At 70.2% G+C, this 16,097-nt stretch carries 15 protein-coding genes; 6 read left to right on the top strand and 9 right to left on the bottom strand.

What is annotated here, in order from left to right; translation table 11 throughout:
* Positions 1-30: 30 nt before the first annotated feature.
* On the top strand, positions 31-546 hold the full coding sequence (locus ACLQ3B_RS05195; protein WP_425777790.1) for a sigma-70 family RNA polymerase sigma factor: 516 nt from the start codon (positions 31-33) through the stop codon (positions 544-546).
* A 662-nt stretch (positions 547-1,208) separates the two neighbouring features.
* On the opposite strand, the gene ACLQ3B_RS05190 is transcribed toward ACLQ3B_RS05195, so the two are convergent.
* Complete coding sequence (locus ACLQ3B_RS05190) at positions 1,209-2,591, bottom strand: FAD-binding oxidoreductase (protein WP_425777788.1); 1,383 nt, start codon at positions 2,589-2,591, stop codon at positions 1,209-1,211.
* 121 nt (positions 2,592-2,712) lie between these two features.
* On the opposite strand from ACLQ3B_RS05190, the gene ACLQ3B_RS05185 reads away from it, so the two are divergent.
* Positions 2,713-3,456 carry a hypothetical protein gene (locus tag ACLQ3B_RS05185; protein ID WP_425777786.1) on the top strand — a complete coding sequence of 248 codons (744 nt, stop codon included), beginning with the start codon at positions 2,713-2,715 and terminating at the stop codon, positions 3,454-3,456.
* Between the two features lie 96 nt (positions 3,457-3,552).
* Here ACLQ3B_RS05185 and ACLQ3B_RS05180 read toward each other — a convergent pair whose 3' ends face one another.
* The 4 genes from ACLQ3B_RS05180 to ACLQ3B_RS05165 all read right to left on the bottom strand — a co-directional run bounded on the left by ACLQ3B_RS05180 (position 3,553) and on the right by ACLQ3B_RS05165 (position 6,996).
* Entirely contained in the window at positions 3,553-4,371 is an 819-nt protein-coding gene (locus ACLQ3B_RS05180) for a helix-turn-helix domain-containing protein (protein ID WP_425777784.1), read from the bottom strand.
* A gap of 124 nt (positions 4,372-4,495) precedes the next feature.
* Positions 4,496-5,521 carry an SDR family oxidoreductase gene (locus tag ACLQ3B_RS05175; protein WP_425777782.1) on the bottom strand — a complete coding sequence of 342 codons (1,026 nt, stop codon included), beginning with the start codon at positions 5,519-5,521 and terminating at the stop codon, positions 4,496-4,498.
* Between the two features lie 420 nt (positions 5,522-5,941).
* Positions 5,942-6,454 (bottom strand): hypothetical protein, encoded by a 513-nt coding sequence (locus ACLQ3B_RS05170; protein ID WP_425777780.1) that lies wholly within the window; start codon positions 6,452-6,454, stop codon positions 5,942-5,944.
* Positions 6,455-6,669: 215 nt separating this feature from the next.
* Positions 6,670-6,996, bottom strand: a complete 327-nt coding sequence (locus ACLQ3B_RS05165) for a GNAT family N-acetyltransferase (protein WP_425777778.1) — start codon at positions 6,994-6,996, stop codon at positions 6,670-6,672.
* Between the two features lie 69 nt (positions 6,997-7,065).
* Here ACLQ3B_RS05165 and ACLQ3B_RS05160 point away from each other — a divergent pair, with 69 nt between their 5' ends.
* Entirely contained in the window at positions 7,066-7,623 is a 558-nt protein-coding gene (locus ACLQ3B_RS05160) for an NADPH-dependent FMN reductase (protein ID WP_425777776.1), read from the top strand.
* 323 nt (positions 7,624-7,946) lie between these two features.
* On the opposite strand, the gene ACLQ3B_RS05155 is transcribed toward ACLQ3B_RS05160, so the two are convergent.
* Both ACLQ3B_RS05155 and ACLQ3B_RS05150 read right to left on the bottom strand, forming a co-directional pair.
* Positions 7,947-8,393, bottom strand: coding sequence for a cupin domain-containing protein (locus ACLQ3B_RS05155; protein WP_425777774.1), 447 nt, complete (start codon positions 8,391-8,393; stop codon positions 7,947-7,949).
* A gap of 684 nt (positions 8,394-9,077) precedes the next feature.
* Positions 9,078-10,016, bottom strand: a complete 939-nt coding sequence (locus tag ACLQ3B_RS05150) for a 2-hydroxyacid dehydrogenase (protein WP_425777772.1) — start codon at positions 10,014-10,016, stop codon at positions 9,078-9,080.
* Between ACLQ3B_RS05150 and alr the strand changes: the two genes are divergently transcribed.
* From alr to ACLQ3B_RS05135, 3 genes are all read left to right on the top strand, one after another.
* Positions 10,015-11,259: an alanine racemase gene (alr, locus tag ACLQ3B_RS05145; RefSeq protein ID WP_425777770.1), complete on the top strand. Its 1,245-nt coding sequence runs from the start codon at positions 10,015-10,017 to the stop codon at positions 11,257-11,259. The genes ACLQ3B_RS05150 and alr overlap by 2 nt on opposite strands.
* Positions 11,256-12,224 (top strand): D-alanine--D-alanine ligase family protein, encoded by a 969-nt coding sequence (locus ACLQ3B_RS05140; RefSeq protein ID WP_425777768.1) that lies wholly within the window; start codon positions 11,256-11,258, stop codon positions 12,222-12,224. Before alr ends, ACLQ3B_RS05140 begins: the two co-directional genes overlap by 4 nt.
* Before the next feature lie 491 nt (positions 12,225-12,715).
* Positions 12,716-13,180, top strand: a complete 465-nt coding sequence (locus ACLQ3B_RS05135) for a MarR family winged helix-turn-helix transcriptional regulator (RefSeq protein WP_425777766.1) — start codon at positions 12,716-12,718, stop codon at positions 13,178-13,180.
* 405 nt (positions 13,181-13,585) lie between these two features.
* Here the strand turns inward: ACLQ3B_RS05135 and ACLQ3B_RS05130 are convergent, their stop codons facing one another.
* Together ACLQ3B_RS05130 and ACLQ3B_RS05125 are read right to left on the bottom strand one after the other, a co-directional pair.
* On the bottom strand, positions 13,586-14,689 hold the full coding sequence (locus ACLQ3B_RS05130; RefSeq protein WP_425777764.1) for a PucR family transcriptional regulator: 1,104 nt from the start codon (positions 14,687-14,689) through the stop codon (positions 13,586-13,588).
* A 114-nt stretch (positions 14,690-14,803) separates the two neighbouring features.
* Positions 14,804-16,009 (bottom strand): MFS transporter, encoded by a 1,206-nt coding sequence (locus ACLQ3B_RS05125; protein ID WP_357717269.1) that lies wholly within the window; start codon positions 16,007-16,009, stop codon positions 14,804-14,806.
* Positions 16,010-16,097 lie beyond the last annotated feature (88 nt).

Raw genomic sequence — 16,097 nt, 5'->3', positions numbered from 1 at the left:
CTACCGGACCTGATCACGCCAGAGGACACGATGACCACCACCACGCTTTCGCCCAGCGACCGCATTCGCACCCTGCACGAAACCCACGGGCCGAGCGTCCTCCGGCATCTCATCAAGATGACCCGCGGCGACAAGCAGACCGCGGAGGACCTTCTGCAGGAGACGATGCTGCGCGCCTGGCGTCACGTCGACACCCTGCCCGAGCAGGAGCTCAACCAGCGTCGCTGGCTGTTCACGGTGGCCCGCCGGATCTTCATCGACACCGTACGGTCGAAAATGATCCGGCCCAGCGAGACGCCCGTCTTCGATCTCGAGTGGGTCACCCGCTCCGAGGACACCACCGACGCCGCACTGGCCGGCGAGGCCATGGTGCGAGCCTTCAAACAGCTCAGCCCGGCCCACCGGCAGGTGCTGACCGACCTGCACTTGCGCGGCCGGTCCATCGAGGACGTGGCACGCGAGCTTGACCTCCCGCCCGGCACGGTGAAGTCCCGCGCCCACTACGCGATCCGTGCGCTGCGCCAGGCGATGGACCCGAAGGACTAATGGCCCCCAGGGTGGCCAGGGTCAGCGGCCCGTCCACAGCTACCGGCCCTGGAACACGATCCGGAGCGAAACCATCCGCACCGAGGACGAGTTCCGCGCCGTTGTGGCCCTCGGTGTGCATCGACCACACCCGGCACCAGCCGGTTTGTAGAGGCACAGATTGCCGTCACCCTGCATCACCAGCTCGGAACCACGGCCGGCCGTCCCGATCCGCCAGACCACCTTGCCCTGGTCGGCCAGTGCGACGTCGCCGTTGCCGCCCACGGTGAGGCATAGCCGGTGGGCGAGGACGACTGTCCCCGCTTCTGATCCGTGGTGCCCCCGACCCGCCTCGTATGCCAGACCGACGGATTGGTCTTGGGCGCCTTCGTCGACGGCGCCTTCGGCGTGGTCCGCGGCGCCGGCTTCGTGCGCGGCACCGACAACCGGGCCGCCGTGACCGAAGTAACCGAAAAGCAGCCGCCGGATCAGCCTCGTCGCCCTGTTGGCGGTAGTGCTCCTGCTCGGCTGCTGTTGACTGCCATCGTGACCCTCGCCGGCACGTTTGGGCGCGATCGGCCGGAACCGGCGGCGGAGCAGACCGCCGCGCCGCCGGTTCCGAGCTGTCCCAGGTTCACCGGCGGCCGCGGTTTCCTCCGTCCCCAGCGGCGTAGGAACCCCGATCAGGCGCGGACGATGTTGTGGTTGTTCCGGAAGACGTTGTCCGGGTCGTACTTCTCCTTGACCGCGACGATCCGGTCGTACAGCTCAGCGCCGTACACCTCACGCAGGCTCCTCGGCGTGAGCGCCTCCTCCGGCGAGACGAAGTTGACCATCCGGCGGGGGAAGGCCCAGGGGGACAGCACGTCGACGCACCGCGCCAGGTAGCCCTGCATGAGCTGGGCCTCGTCGGGGCCGCCGACCCCGAACGCGAAGAACTGGAAGGGCAGGCCCCGGGACGGCACCGCGTCGGGCGCGGCCGGCGGCCGGTCGAGGGCACCGCCCAGGGCGCGGATCTCCGCACTGACCAGCGGGCAGTCGGAACCGGGTCCGGTCAGCTCGACCAGCGCGGCCAGGGTGCCGTCGGACAACTCACGCAGGCCCAGGCTCCGGTCGAAGTACGGCAGCGGCAGGTCCGGGTCGTGGTGGATGGTTCCGGAGTCCGCGTACGGCAGGTCCGTGATCGTGTCGAGGACGACCGGGCCCAGGACCCGCATCGGAGCGAGCAGCCTTTCCCCCTCGGCGGCCGGCCCGACGTACGCGTACCTCACGTGCAGGACGAACGCCGCGCGCAACGGTTCCGGCAGCTCGGGCGCGGCGGGCAGCCGTTGGACGGCGATCGAGGTGGTGGCCGCGTCGGGCAGCGCCGCCGCGAAATCCCGCCAGACCGGCAGGATCTCGGCCAGTCGCTCCCCCGCGAACCAGAGACCACCGCCGTAGACGGTGCGGACCGGCTGCAGCGCCAGGTCGACCGCGGTGACCACACCGAGGTTGCCCTTCGAGCCGCGCAGCGCGAAGAACAGGTCCGGGTCACTGGTCCCGGTCACCTGCCGCAGCTCGCCGTCCGCGGTGACCACGTCGATCGACAGGATGTGGTCGGAGGCGTACCCGAAGGGCCGGCCGAGCACCGGGCTCATCCCGCCGCCGAGCAGGTAGCCGATCGCGCCGACGGTGGGTGAGGAGCCGTTCATCGCGGCCAGCCCGTGCTCGCTGGCGGCCGACGTCACCTGACTCCAGCGCGGGGTGCCCGTGATCCGGGCGGTGGCGCGAACGGGGTCGATCCGGACCGAGTTCATCCGATCCAGGGTGAGCAGGAGCTGGCCCACGCCGCTGCGCGGCTGCAGGTGGCCCCCGCCGCGAACGGCGACCGCCAGGCCGTTGATCGCGGCGAAACGAACGGCGTTCCGTACGTCGTCCGGCGTGGCCGCCCCGACAGCGATCGCCGGCGCCAGCGGCGTGTTCAGGTTGAAGGTGGCGCACTCGTCGTCGTACCCGGGATCGCCAGGGAGGAACAGCGGACCGGTGAGCTGGTCGCGCAACACGTTCACATCAGGTAGGTCATTCATCACTCAATCTCCGCTCGATGTCCGGTCGAGGGGGAGACGCCCGGGCGGAGGCCGGGTTCAACCGACCTGGTGGTGATGCCGGTCGCAGGGCAGTCACGCCCCGAGCGCGATGGTCACGAGCGTGGTGCGGACGAAGAGCCCGGTCAGTTGGGTCGCCGTCACGTCGGCGGTCGTGGCCCCGCCGCCCGCGGTGATGGTGGTGTCCGCGATCGGCGCCGCGGTCCTGAACCGGGGTCTGGGTGCGGTCTTCCGCGACCGGACGTTCATCTTCCTGGCGTTCCTCAACTTCGTGCTTCTACTGGTCGCCTCCCAGAACGCCACCACGCTGCCGATCGCCATGACCGCGGACGGCAACGGGCCGGCGGTCTACGGCTGGATGATCGTGCTCAACGGTGTGCTGCTGCTCGGCGGCCAGTTGTTCGTGCCGAAAATGATCGCGGGCAGGCCGGACGCCCACGTCCTGGCGCTGGCCGCTGCCCTGGCTGGCGTAGGTTTCGGCCTCAACGCGTTCGCCGACGGCGCCTGGTTCTATGCGCTCACGGTGGTCATCTGGACTCTCGGCGAGATGGTGCACTTCCCGGCCACCTCGACGACCGTCGCCTCGCCCGCCCCGGTCTTGATGCGCGGCCGGTACCAGGCAGTGCTTTCCCTGTTCATCTCCGCGGCCTGGGCGGTCGGCCCGGTCACCGGCGGTTTCGTTCAGGGCGGCCTCGGGACCGCGGTGCTGTGGCTGGGCTGCGGCGGGCTGTGCGCGCTGGTGGTCGTCGGTCAGCTGGCGGCCGGTCCATCCCGCCAGCGGCGGATCGAGGAGCTGCGGCTCGCCGAGGCCGAAGCCCCCGAAGTCCCAGTCGCCACCGGATCTTGACGTGCCGCGCGGTGGATCCCGTGTCCGCAGGTCGTCCCGGTGGACGGACGATCATCCCGAGAGGAGGCCGCTATGCGCGGCCCGGGGCCGCCTCGGTCAGTGGGTGCCGGCGGCGAGGGCGGCGAGTATGCGGAAGGGGTCCTCGGAGGGACTGCCCGGTTCAGCGTGGTACGTAACGAGGAGCTGGCCGGACTCGGGGAGCACGAACTTCTGGAACCGCAGATCAAGCGGCCCGACGTGCGGATGGACGAACGTGGTGGGGCCGTCGTCGCGGACCTTCACGTCGTGCCGCGCCCACAACGTCCGGAAGCGTTCGGAGCGCAGACTGAGCTCTCCGATCAGAGCCGCCACCTCGGGTTCGCCCTCATGCCCGGCGACGACGGATCGCATGAAGGGGACGGTCCTGGCGGTCATCTCGTCCCAGTCCCGATAGAGGGTGTGCATGTCGGGTGCGAGGAACGCGGCCCTGATCGGACTCGCGCCGAGGGCGAAATGGCGGGTAAGCGCGACCGCGAGTGGGTTGGCAGCGAGGACAGTGAATCGGCGGCCTTGAACGTAGGCAGCGGTGGTGGGCCAGCCGTCGATGAGGGCCTGCATGTGCGGGCTCACCTTCTCGGCGAGTGCCTTCCTCGACGCGGATCGCGTGGGGCGGGCAATGGCCTCCAGGTAGGCGGTTCCGTCGGCGTCGAGGCGCAGGGCCCCGGCGAGGGAGGCGAGCACCTGGTCGCTGGGGTGCTGGTCGCGGCCTTGTTCGAGCCGCAGGTAGTACTCGGGACTGATGCCGGCGAGCAGCGCGACCTCTTCACGACGCAGTCCCTCGACCCGGCGGCGGGTGCCGGCGGGCAGACCGACGTCCTCGGGCCGCAACTGGGCGCGCCGCGCTCGCAGATACTCGCCCAGGCTCGTGGTGCCCACGTCCGAGATCATAGCCGTGCAGCACCCTCTGCCCGCCGGGCCCTCGGCCCGTCAGGCGCCTCGGCGTTCCAGTCGTAACGCCGGACCGGCCCGGGCGGGCAGCTGACGTGGGCCGCGGCGACGCTCAGATCGCGGCCTTCGCTTTGAGAGCGATGAGGCTGCGAGCGGTGTCGAGGATGGTGTCCGTCGTCGGCCGGGTCTTCCAGCCCAGTGTGCGGACGCCCTTTCCCAGCGCCGGTTCGCGCCGCACGCCCGCGTCCGCGGAGAGTTCGCGTAGTGGTTTCACTCCCACCGCCAGGGTCTTCAGCAGCCAGGTGGGGATGCGGCGGGTCGGGACCTTCTCCGCCTCGGGGCCCATACCGTCGCGGAGAACACGGGCGATATCGGCGAAGGAGGAGTATCCCCCGGCTGCGATGAACCGTTCTCCGGCCGCCCGGGAGTCGGTCATCGCGAGGATGTGGAGAGCGGCGACGTCGCGTACGTCCGCGACTCCGAATCGGGTGTCGGGCAGAAACGGGAGGCGTCCATCCAGCATCGCCTCAACCAGGCCGAGCGATCCGGAGTAGTCGGGGCCGAGAGCGGGCCCGAAGATCCCGGTCGGGTTGATCACGACCAGCTCCATCCCGTTGCCCTCCCGCTGCACGAAGTCCCATGCGGCCTGCTCAGCAATCGTCTTCGACTTGATGTACGGCCGGATCGGGGCGTCAGTGTCCGTCCATACCGTCTCGTCGAATGGGCCCTCGTCTGGGTGCCCGTAGCCGATCGCCGCGAACGAGGAGGTCAGAACGACCCTTCTGACATTCGCGTCACGGGCAGCCCGAAGCACCCGCAGTGTCCCGTCTCGGGCGGGAATGATCAGTTCGTCCTCATTCTTCGGTGCCTGCGCGGGGAAGGGTGACGCCACGTGCAGCACGTGGTCGACGCCGTCGACCGCAGCCGTCCATCCGGCATCGGCGCCGAGGTCGGCCTCCACCAACGTCAGCCGGTCACCGGCTTCGGCTCCGCCGGCCGCGACCATCGCACGTACATCGGCCTCACGCTTCAACGACCGCACTGTGGTCCGCACCGTGTATCCCTGCTCGAGCAGCTGCACGATCGCGTGTGCGCCCAGGAACCCGGACCCGCCGGTGACCAGAACCGTCTCACTCATAAATCACAACCTGCTCTTGTCGGAAATTGCTCGCTTCTCATGGTGCCGGGAGGCCGAGGGCGCAACCAGGCCCGGCTTTTCCTGGTGTTCCCAGGGACACTCTCACCGCACCTCGATCTCGTACCGCGAGTTGCCGTAATGGCTGTTACGTTTCGTGCCGAACATCCGGACGTAGCGGCCAGTCGCACCTGTGGGCCGCGCAGGAGACAATGCCGCCGATCCCGGAAGTGGTCCGGGTGGACCGGCGTCCAGTCGACGTCGTCGGTCGAGACCTCCACGCGCTATCTCACCCCATACGCCTGCTGGGTTCCGCCTCGTCGAGGTGGCGTGCATGCAAAGCCACCTCGACGCCGGCCCGACCTACCGGACGCGTCGACCAGCGGCACCCCGATCTGGCACGGGTGCCGCACGACGCCCGGTTCATCCCGGGAAGGAGGTCGGGGCCGGTTCGGGGGACATGGCTGCCGCCCACGCCGTCTGCACACCGAGCAGCACCAGCACGCAGAAAAGCACACCCTCGAGCTGCGCGCGGGTAAGGCCGGTGCCGCCGGGGGCCGCGCCGATCCCCGGTGCCGCGGCAACCACGACGATCAGCAGGTACAAAGGCACACCGATCCACCGCAGCAGCGACAGGGCCCGCTGCCGGCCGGATCCCCGCAGCAGCGGCGCCATGAACAGGATGCCGACCGCTCCCGCGACACCTCCGATCACGAACGCCGACCGCCACAGCATCGGCACCGCCGGGGCGACCTGGCTCAGCAGAGCGGCGGTCCCGGGCAGCGCGAACTGCAGCGATACCAGATACGCCATCCGGCTCGCCCCCAACTCGGAACGCCGCAGGTCGGCAATCTCCTGCACGGCCACCCACCACAGGCCGAGCAGGGTGAAACAGACGCCCGAGACGACGGCGTAGAAGGCGGTCAGGTCCTTCATCGAGCAGCCACCTCGGAATCTCGAGCGTCGTACTGAACATTGGTCATGCCCACTGCGACGGATACAACCGGCCCGGGTTCAGTGCGCGGTGCCGCGACTGTCCACTCAGGCGGCGCCGTCGGACTCGGCTGGCCACGTCAGTCGCTTCGGGCTGCTGAGCGGGTAAACGGTCACACTGGAAAGGCGGCCTACCGCGGTGCCGGTTCATTCGCCCTTCACCCGGGCACAGTCACGCCGATGAACAGCGGCACCGATTCCACCACGAATCCGAGCGCCTGGTAGAGCCGGATCGCGCCGTGGTTGTTCTCCCGCACGTGCAGGAACGCGTCGTCACCGCGGCCGTGGATCCGGGTGGTGAGCGTACGGACCAGCGCGCCGGCCAAGCCTCGCCGCCGGTACGCCGGATCCGTACAGACCGCGCTGATCTCCGTCCAACCCGCGGCCCTGCACCGTTCGCCGGCCATCGCGACCAGCGCGCCGTCGCCCTCGAAATCGCCGAGCGTTGAACCGGCGGCCCGTTCGACCGTCCTGACGGGTGCCACGGAAATGGTGGCGCCCCCGGACCGCCGCTTCCGTGGCGATTCCGCCCACACGACCGGAGATGCAACTCGATGCTCAAGATCGCCATCGTCATCGGCAGCACGCGCCCCCACCGCAACGGCGAGCAGGTCGGACAATGGGTCCACCAGGTCGCCACCAAGCGCACCGACGCCGAATACACCCTCGTCGACCTGGTCGACTACCCGCTGCCGCTGCTGGACGAGGCGATGCCACCGTCCTTCGGGCAGTACGCGAACGAGCACACCCGCGAATGGGCGGCGACGATCGGCCAGTACGACGGCTACGTCTTCGTCACCCCGGAGTACAACCACTCGATCCCGGCCGGGCTCAAGAACGCGATCGACTTCCTGTTCGCCGAGTGGCACAACAAGGCGGCCGGCTTCGTCAGCTACGGCGTGGCCGGTGGCGTCCGCGCGGTCGAGCACCTGCGCGGCACGCTCGCCGAGGTCAAGGTGGCCACGGTCCGCACTCAGCTGGTCCTGGGCCTGCACGCCGACTTTGAGAACTATCGGACCTTCAAGCCCACGGCCCACCACGAGGAGGTCCTCGGCACCGTCTTGGACGACGTCGTCTCCTGGAGCACCGCCCTGGCCACCATCCGCAATTAGACCTCCCCGCAGGAAGTACCGGCGGCCGTTCGCCCCGAGCGAACGGCCGCCGGTTCACATCCGGAGGCGGCACCGCGAGCATGCCGCGCCGGCTGCCGGTCACATTTCCTTCGAGAACACGAGGGAGTCGCAGGCGGTGGCCAGGTGGGGGTTGATCGCTGACGCCCTTTTCCCGGCGGGCCACCACGGCCCGGCCGTCGACAGTGGTGTGGATGACCGCCGAGCATTCGCCACGATCGTGGACCGTGAGCGAACCACGCCGGCCAAGCGCCCGTCCTCAACCGCCGCTTGGGCCGGCGCCCGACGGACGCCGGCCCAACCGCTTACTGGAAAGAGCAGCCGGGGTTGGGCGCGTCCTCCGCGAACGGCGAGCCGTGCGGCAGCACGTACAGCACCTCAAGGACCACGGGGACCTTCCCGCGGTTGACACCGATGTGCACATGGCGCGGGCCGCTCGGCTCCTGGATGAAGGAGCCGAGCGGGTAGATCCCGTCTACGGCGCAGGTCGAGTCGAAGTGGCTCAGCGTGCCCTGCTTGACCCAGCCGTAGAGGTTGCCGTCGTGGTAGTGCCATCCGGTCGACTGACCGGTCGGGATCGTGATCTCGCGAAGGGTGTAGTCCGTCCCGTTGGCGGTCCATTGCGAGATGACGGTGCCGACGACGCCCGGTCCGGACGGGGTTGCCTGGGCCGGGGCGCCAATCGCCAGCGTGGCCCCGGCAGCGAGGGTGGCGGCGATGCCGCCGACCATGGCCCTGCTCTTGTTACTCATACTCGTTTCCTCAGATCTAGGGTCGGGGAACGGGGTGGCGACGCGGTACCGGAGACGAGGAGACAGCACCGTTGCTGCCGGATCCCCATTCCCAGTCCCCGTCGGAACCCCGTGCTGTACCGCGTGGGCCCGTGAGTCTCGCCTCACGAAGAGCCGGGCCAACACCTGCTATGACGTCGCGACTGCCGATGAGTTCAGCGCCGGGCCGACCAGAGCACCCGCCCGGGGATCTTGATCTTCAGGCTCCCGAGTGCTTTCGGTGTGGTGCGGTTTCCGGGAAGGGCCGGGGGCCGTCGCTGGCGTGTGCGCCTTGGACGGTTCCGCGGCGGGGCGCGGGCGCTTGCGCGACGACCGAAGTTCAGCGTGCCGGCTCCCCTGGTTGGCGGGGAGCCGGCACGCCGGATGGAGGGGGATCAGCCCCGGGCCGTAGGTGTCGCGCAACTCCTGCGGCGTGTGGGCAGCCTCCGGCGAGATGACGCGGGTCGGCCCACGGCCGCATCCCACCGATCACCTTCGCCAGCCAGCCGAGCGCCTCGTCGGGCAGCTCACGCAAACCAGTGCCGCTCCAAAGTACGGCAGCGGAGCAGGCGGATCGTTGTGAGTGGTCCCCGACACCCGGGCAGGCCGGGCCGCCGCTGGATACTGATCGAGTTCCCGGCCTGCTCAGGCAGGGTCGCCGCCCAGTCAGCGCTTCGCCACGATGTCCGCCGATCGATGAAGTTCATCGACTCGGTGCAACAGTTCCCGGCCGGACAGGTAGCGATCAAGCTGGTCGGCGACCAGGCGGTAGATCCTGTCCCGCATACCGGTGGTCCAGGCGCCGACATGCGGGGTCACCAACACGTTAGCCATCTTCCACAAAACGTCCTCGGCGGGAAGCGGATCGTGGTCGACGACATCCAGCGCCGCCGACAGCCGACCGCTGCGCAGCTCCTCCCGCAGGGCCTGTTCGTCGACGACCGGTCCCCGGGCCGCGTTGACGACCAGCGCACCGTCCGGCAGGGCGGCCAATTCACGACGGCCGATCAGGCCGCGCGTCCCGGCGGTGAGCGGCACCAGCAGGATCACGACGTCGGCCGCCGGCAGCAGCAGGAGCAACTCGCCGACGCCGTGGACGCCTTCGGCGGGGCGGGGGGTGCGGGCCACCCTGGTCACGGTCACGCCGAACGGCGCGAGCCGGTCGGCCACCGCCGTGCCAATCGCACCGGCCCCGACGATCAGGACCCGCTTGCCGAACAGCTCACCTCCCGGCAGCGGCGCCCAGCGGCGGGCCCGGACGAACTCGGGAAACCGGCGTAGGCTCGCGAGCACCGCGCCGATCGCCCACTCGGCGGTGCTCGCCTCGTGGACACCGCGGGCGGTGGCGACGGCGACGCCGTCCCGGACGCGATTCAGCCAGCCGTCAGCGCCGACGCTCGGCAGTTGCAGGACCCGCAGATCGGGCAGGCTCCCGGCCAGTGGCAGCATCGAGGGCTGGTCGAGGAAGGTCGGAACCCAGAATTCGACACCATTTACCTCGGATGGCAGCCGGGCCGGGTCGTCCGCCACCTCGACGAGCACATCGGCCGGCAGGCCGTGCAGGAACGCGAACCCGGACTTGTGTGGGATCCAAACTTTGCGCATGTCAGAAGCCGACGTGCACCCGGATGGCGAATTCATCCGGGTGACCGGACTCACCGGGATGAACCCCGGCGCGGGCCGCCCGTCCAGTTCAGTCGTGACAGAAAGATTTCCATTGCCGACGCGGGCCGGCACGACCCAGCCGCTGCTGACGGTGGACCTTGGTGCGGTCGCGGACAACGTGCACACCGTTTGGTCGCGCACGACCGCTGCGGTGATGGCGGTGGTCAAGGCCAACGGGCTCGGGCACGGCGCGGCCGAGGTGGCAAGCACCGCGCTGCGATCCGGCGCGACCTGGTTGGGGGTGGCCGGCCTCGACGAGGCGTTCGCCCTGCGCCGGGCGGGCTTCAGCGTGCCGATCCTGAGCTGGCTCAACGCCCCGCGCGTCGACCTCGCCGGTGCGGCTGAGGCCAGTATCCACGTGGCGGTGCCCCACCGCGCGATGCTGGACGAGGTGGGTGGCATCGGTCGGGGCATCGACGTTCACCTGCACGTCGACACCGGGATGACCCGATGCGGGGCCTCGCTCGAGGAGTGGGCCGACCTGTGTGCCGCCGCCCGCGAGGCCGAGTTGGCCGGCCGGATCCGGGTGGTTGGGGTGATGAGCCACCTCGGCCGAGCAGACGAGCCGGACGCCGTCGACAACGCCGTCAGCGAGGCTCGCTTCCGGGAGAGCGTCGCCGTCGCGCATAGGGCAGGGGCCCGGCCGGCCGTACGGCACCTAGCCACCACCGCCGCGACGCTGACCAACCCGTCGGTCCACTTCGATCTGGTCCGGATCGGCGCCGGGCTGGTCGGTATCGATCCGTCCGGCAGCACCCGTCTCAGCGGCGCGATGACGCTCACCGCCCCGCTGATCCACGTACGGCCGGTCCCGGGGGGCACCCCGGTCGGTTATCGGCACACCTGGACCGCCCCCGCCGACACCACGCTCGGCCTGCTGCCCCTCGGGTACGCCGACGGACTGCCTCGGGCGCCGTCCAACCGGGCCGAGGTGCTCGTCGACGGCCGCCGCTGCCCGGTGGTTGGCCTGATCTCGATGGACCAGACCATCATCGACCTCGGTGGCGTCACAGCCGAGGCCGGCGCCACGGTCACGGTCTTCGGACCCGGCGACCACGGCGAGCCGACCGTCGCGGAATGGGCCGGCTGGGCCTCGACCATCGAGCACGAGATCGTCACTCGGATCGGCCGGCGCGTCCAGCGCCAGGTTGTCGATAACGACTGGAAAGAGGAACTGGCTTGAGCGCCGAGATTCGGGTCGCCGTGATCGGCGGCGGCCGCAGCGACGAGCACGACGTCTCGCTGAGTTCGGCCGCCTCGGCGGTGCGCGCCTTGCGGGGCACGGGCCGCCACGAGGTGGTTCCGCTTACGGTACGGCGAGACGGCACCTGGACCGACACGCAGGGCCTGCCGATGGACGCGGCTGAGGCGGTCACGGTGCTGCGCGGCTGCGAGGTCGCCCTCCCGCTGATGCACGGCCCCCACGGCGAGGACGGCACCCTGGCCGGGTTCCTCGAGCTCGCAGGCGTCCAGTACGTCGGTTCCGGGGTCGGAGCCGGCGCCATCGCCATGGACAAATGGGTGACCAAGTTGGTGGCCGAGGCGCTCGGGATCGCCACCGCACCAGGCACGCTCGTCACCGAACGCACGGCGGCCGGCTACCGCTGGACCGAACCGGTGGTGGTCAAACCGGTCACGGCCGGGTCGAGCATCGGCGCGTCGATGGTCGGCAGGCCGGAGGAGCTCGGGCCGGCCCTGCGTAAGGCGCTGGGCCACGGCGGCCGAACGCTGGTCGAGCGGGTGGTCTCCGGACGCGAGGTGGACGTGGCGGTGCTTGGTCGGCCGGACGGCAGCCACCTTGTCGCTCCCCCGCTGGAAATCGTCTCCACCGGCTTCTTCGACTACGCCACCAAGTACGGCGACCAAGCCCCGTTCCGCATTCCGGCGCCGCTGGACGACGTCCAGCACAAGGCGCTGACCATCGCCGCGACCGAGATGTACGACGCGCTGCAGTGCCGCGGGGTGGCCCGGGTCGACTTCTTCGTCACGGCGGCCGGGGTGGTGCTCAACGAGGTGAACACCACCCCCGGCCTCACCGAGAGTTCCCAAGTTCCCAGGATGTTCGCGTCCGACGGCATTGCCTACCCCGACCTGTTGTCCATCCTCATCGACGACGCCCTTCTCCAACCGGCGACCACGTCGGCGTAGCGAAGGTCGTCGGCGGTGCTGCTGCTGCGCACGGGGCGGCATCCGGCCAGGGCGCGGGGCCTATTCGGACATGCGGGCGGCGACGATCGCCAGGGCAAGGGGCAGGCGTCCGGCCCGGTCGAGCACGGTGTCAAGGGCCGCCTCGTCCTCGCGGCCCGCCGCTAACGGCAGGGTCGGCCGGGCCAGCCGAAGGGCAACCCCTACGAGCCGGCCCGGACACCGCCGACGTGCGGGAGTTCCGGGCGCTGGCCGAGCGGGCGAGCACGGCCCCGACCCCGGCGCTGGCCGTCCCGGACTGGGTCGCCGCCCTGTCCCTGTGGCGCGGCGACCGACTGGTGCCGGCGTACGGGCCGCGTCTGGGACGCGCTGGCCGCCTGGCGCCCAAGCCGAGGACTGCTTCTGGGTGGTGGCCGAGACACGACCTACACCGGCGGGTATCCGCGGGCGGTTGACTTGGCTGAACTTCCTCCCTCGGGAAACGTCTTCCAGGCATGGAAGAGGTGAAACTCACCGACGACAACCTGGCCGACCTGACTCGTAATCTCCACGGCGCGAACCGGGTGCTGAACCGGGCCCTCACCGACGCGCTGTCCCAGCACCGGCTGCTGCCGAGCGAATTCGAGGTGTTGCGGACCCTGGCCGCCAGCCCGCACGGCACCCTACGGATCGGCAAGCTGGTCAGCCCGTCCACCACCCAGATCAGCGGGATGAGTCGCCTGATCGAACGGATGATCAAGCAACGGCTGGTAACCCGCGAGAACAGCCCCGACGATCGCCGGGTGCAGAAGGTCAGCATCACGCCTTCCGGCCGCGACCGTCTGCGCCTGGCCCTGGCCGCCCACGATGCGGCGGTCTACCAGATCCTCGACGAGACCGGCCTAAACGTCGAGGAGTCCGGCACCCTCACCGCCCTGCTCGCGCACCTGACCCGGTCGGCCCACGCCGCCCAGTGCTGACCTGCGGGAACTCACACGCACCGGCCGGCAAAGTCGCTGCCTGTTCGGGAGGTACGGATGAACTCGCCCGGCCGCATCCCGTTGAGACAGGCGTGAGCACCGGCCCCGGTCTGTCGAGCTGTCCGTTCACCGCGAACGCAGCCGCCAGGCGGCCGGGTTCGGTCTGCCGATCGACGCCAGCACGCTGATCCCCCGCCGCGCGTGGGAACTCCGGGGGGTCGGTATCCACCTGGCCCTGGCGTAGGCCGAGGCGTACGCGACCGCGGTCTCCGACGGTTATGCCGACCAGGGCGCGGGCCGCCGGGTGTACGCCGAGGACGTCGCCGGGCGACTGTCGAAGCTGCTGAGCAGTGGCCGCCGCACGCTACGGACGTCGGGGTTGTTGCCAGCGATCCTGATCGGAGGTCAGATGCTGAACAGGGAGCGCAGCAGGCCGCCCAGCGTCCGCGGATCCCAGCCGGTCAGCTCGTGCCAGCGGTCCAGCCGGTACTTCAACGTGTTCGGGTGGATGTGCAGGAACCGGGCGGCCTCGCTGATCGAGAACCCGTTCTCAGCGTAGGCGTTCACCGCCTCGGCCAGATGTGGCTGACTCGCGGCCGGACCGGCGTCGAGCAACGGCCACAGCCGGGGCAGATGCGGCAGGACGGTCGCACGCAGCCAGGCGTCCTCGAACCGGACCATCTCTCCCCGCCGCTCGGCCAGGGCGAGCGCGCGTTCGGCGTCGATGAGGCTCTCGGCCGCACCGGTCAAGCCCCGGCGCACCATGCCGAACCCGGCCATCGGCCCGGCGTCGAACAGGCGGGCCAGCTCGCTCTCCGGAATGTTCTGGCCGAGCAGGAACACCGACGTGCCGGCCGGCGCCACCAGCGCGGTTCGCGTCATCAGACGGTCCTGCAGGGCCCCGAGCCGGTCGGGCGGCCACTGGTCGGCCGGACCACAGGCGGCCTGGAACTCACCGTCCGGATCGAATCCGAACAGGCGAGCCGCCACCACCTGGTTCTCGCCGTCCGGACGACCGCTGAGCAGTCCCGTGAGCAGCGTCTGCATGAGTGCGACCCGCGACGTGCGGCGGGTCGCGGCGGCCGTCTCGTACCCCTCGACGACGGACAGGCTGAACGAGCGCAGCGCTTCCATCAACGCGTTGACCACCGGGAGCAGTTCCGGCATCAGCTCCGGCGCCCGGGCCAACGTCCGGGACCGAATCTCGTCCCACGCCAGCAGGGTCCCCATGTGGTACGCGGACAGCACCGTCTGCACCGGGAGCCCCTGTTCGGCGCGGTGACGGCCGACCGACCGGCTGTGTGCGGCCTCGTCCGGGTTCGGCGGCCGGCCCTCGATAATCCCGGCGAAGACGCTGCGGAACTCCCGGACGATGAAGTCGCGGCTTTCCTCGATCGGGACCACCGAATACTCCGCCAGCTCCTCGCGGAGCCGGCGGGCCAGGCCCGCCGCGATCGCATCCATGTCGTCGGCCACCCCAGCGATGATCTCGTTCATCGTGATTCGCACGGTCAACCGCCTCACTGCCAAGATCTCCGCAGTCAAAGACGCAGGACTTGGGACGAAGTTCGATGCCGTACGGCGACAGGCCCCGGCCTGCCACCGTACGGGAATCGCGGCGTTCTAGCGGGCGGCCGGCCTGAGCAGCGGACGCGCGGCGGCCAGGATCAGGACCAGCAGCACGACCGCGAAGTACAGCACCGAGTACCGCGTCGACAGGTGCTGCGCCAGCAGTCCGAGGCCGACGACCGGCACCGCCAGGCCCAGGTATCCGGACAGGAACAGCCCGGCCAGCGCCTCACCGCGGGCCTGCGGCTCGGCGATCGCGATCGTCGTGGCGACCGAACCCTTGAAAGCCAGGCCCGCGCCCGCGCCGGTCGCCAGGCCACCGCCGAGGAACAGCGCGAACTCGGCCTGCCAGATGCCAAGGATGAGGATGGCCAGGCCGGCGACCAGGGCGGTCAGACCGACCCGCAGCTGCCCCGGCAGCGACAGCTTGGCCAGGACGATCGGGCCGAGCGCTCCGGCCGCGAAGACGCCGAAGGTCACCAGGCCGGCCACCGCGTGCGAACGCTGGCCCAGAACGCCGACCAGAAAGCCGGGTGTCAGCGAGGTGAACAGCCCGAAGATCGCGAAGCCGGCGAACGCGATGGCGGCCGCCGCCGCGTACCGGCCGAGGTCGGCCCGCGGCACCTGGACCCGCTGCGGCCGCCAGGCGACGCCCCTCCGGGTCACGGTCTCGTGGCTGGCCAGCACGGCGATCAGGCCGATCGCGAGCAGGCCCTCGAAGACCAGGTACGGCACGGTGAGCGGCCGCGGTGCGTACTCGGCCAGGAAACCCGCGACCAGCGGCCCGAGGCCGATGCCGCCGAGGTTGGCCGAAGCGGCCACCAGGTCGGCGCGACGCCTGCTGGCCCCGGGGCGGGCCTTGGTGTGCAGCTCCATCAGGTACGCAGTGGCGGTCGCGGTGAGCATCCCGACTGCGATGCCGGACAGGAACCGCGCGGCGATCAGCGACGCCAGGCCGGGCAACAGGAACACCACCCCGGCGGCCAGGTCGGTGACGAGTGACCAGGCGACCATCCGGCGGCGGCCGACCCAGTCGGAGATGTGCCCGGCCATGAACAGGCTCAGCACGACCCCGACGGCGTACACGGCGAACACCACCGTGACGGTCAGCGAGCTGAAGCCGTCGCGTTTCTGATAGAGCACGTAGAGGGGTGTGGGGGCCGCCGAGAAAGCCATCACGACGGCGAACGCGAACGCGATGAACCAAAAGCCGCGTACCCGGGTGACGACCCCGCCCGGGCTGGTCGTTGTGGTTGTCATGACTTACTCCAAGGGGTTGCTCGATTACCGAGTCCAAGGGTGCTGCCGATCCAGGCCGGTGTCGGCAGCGGTTGACGATCACCCCGAT

This window comes from Micromonospora sp. DT53 (assembly GCF_049841535.1).
Lineage (GTDB): Bacteria > Actinomycetota > Actinomycetes > Mycobacteriales > Micromonosporaceae > Micromonospora.
Note: the sequence above shows the minus strand (reverse complement) of the source record. Positions and strands in the feature narration are given on the sequence as shown.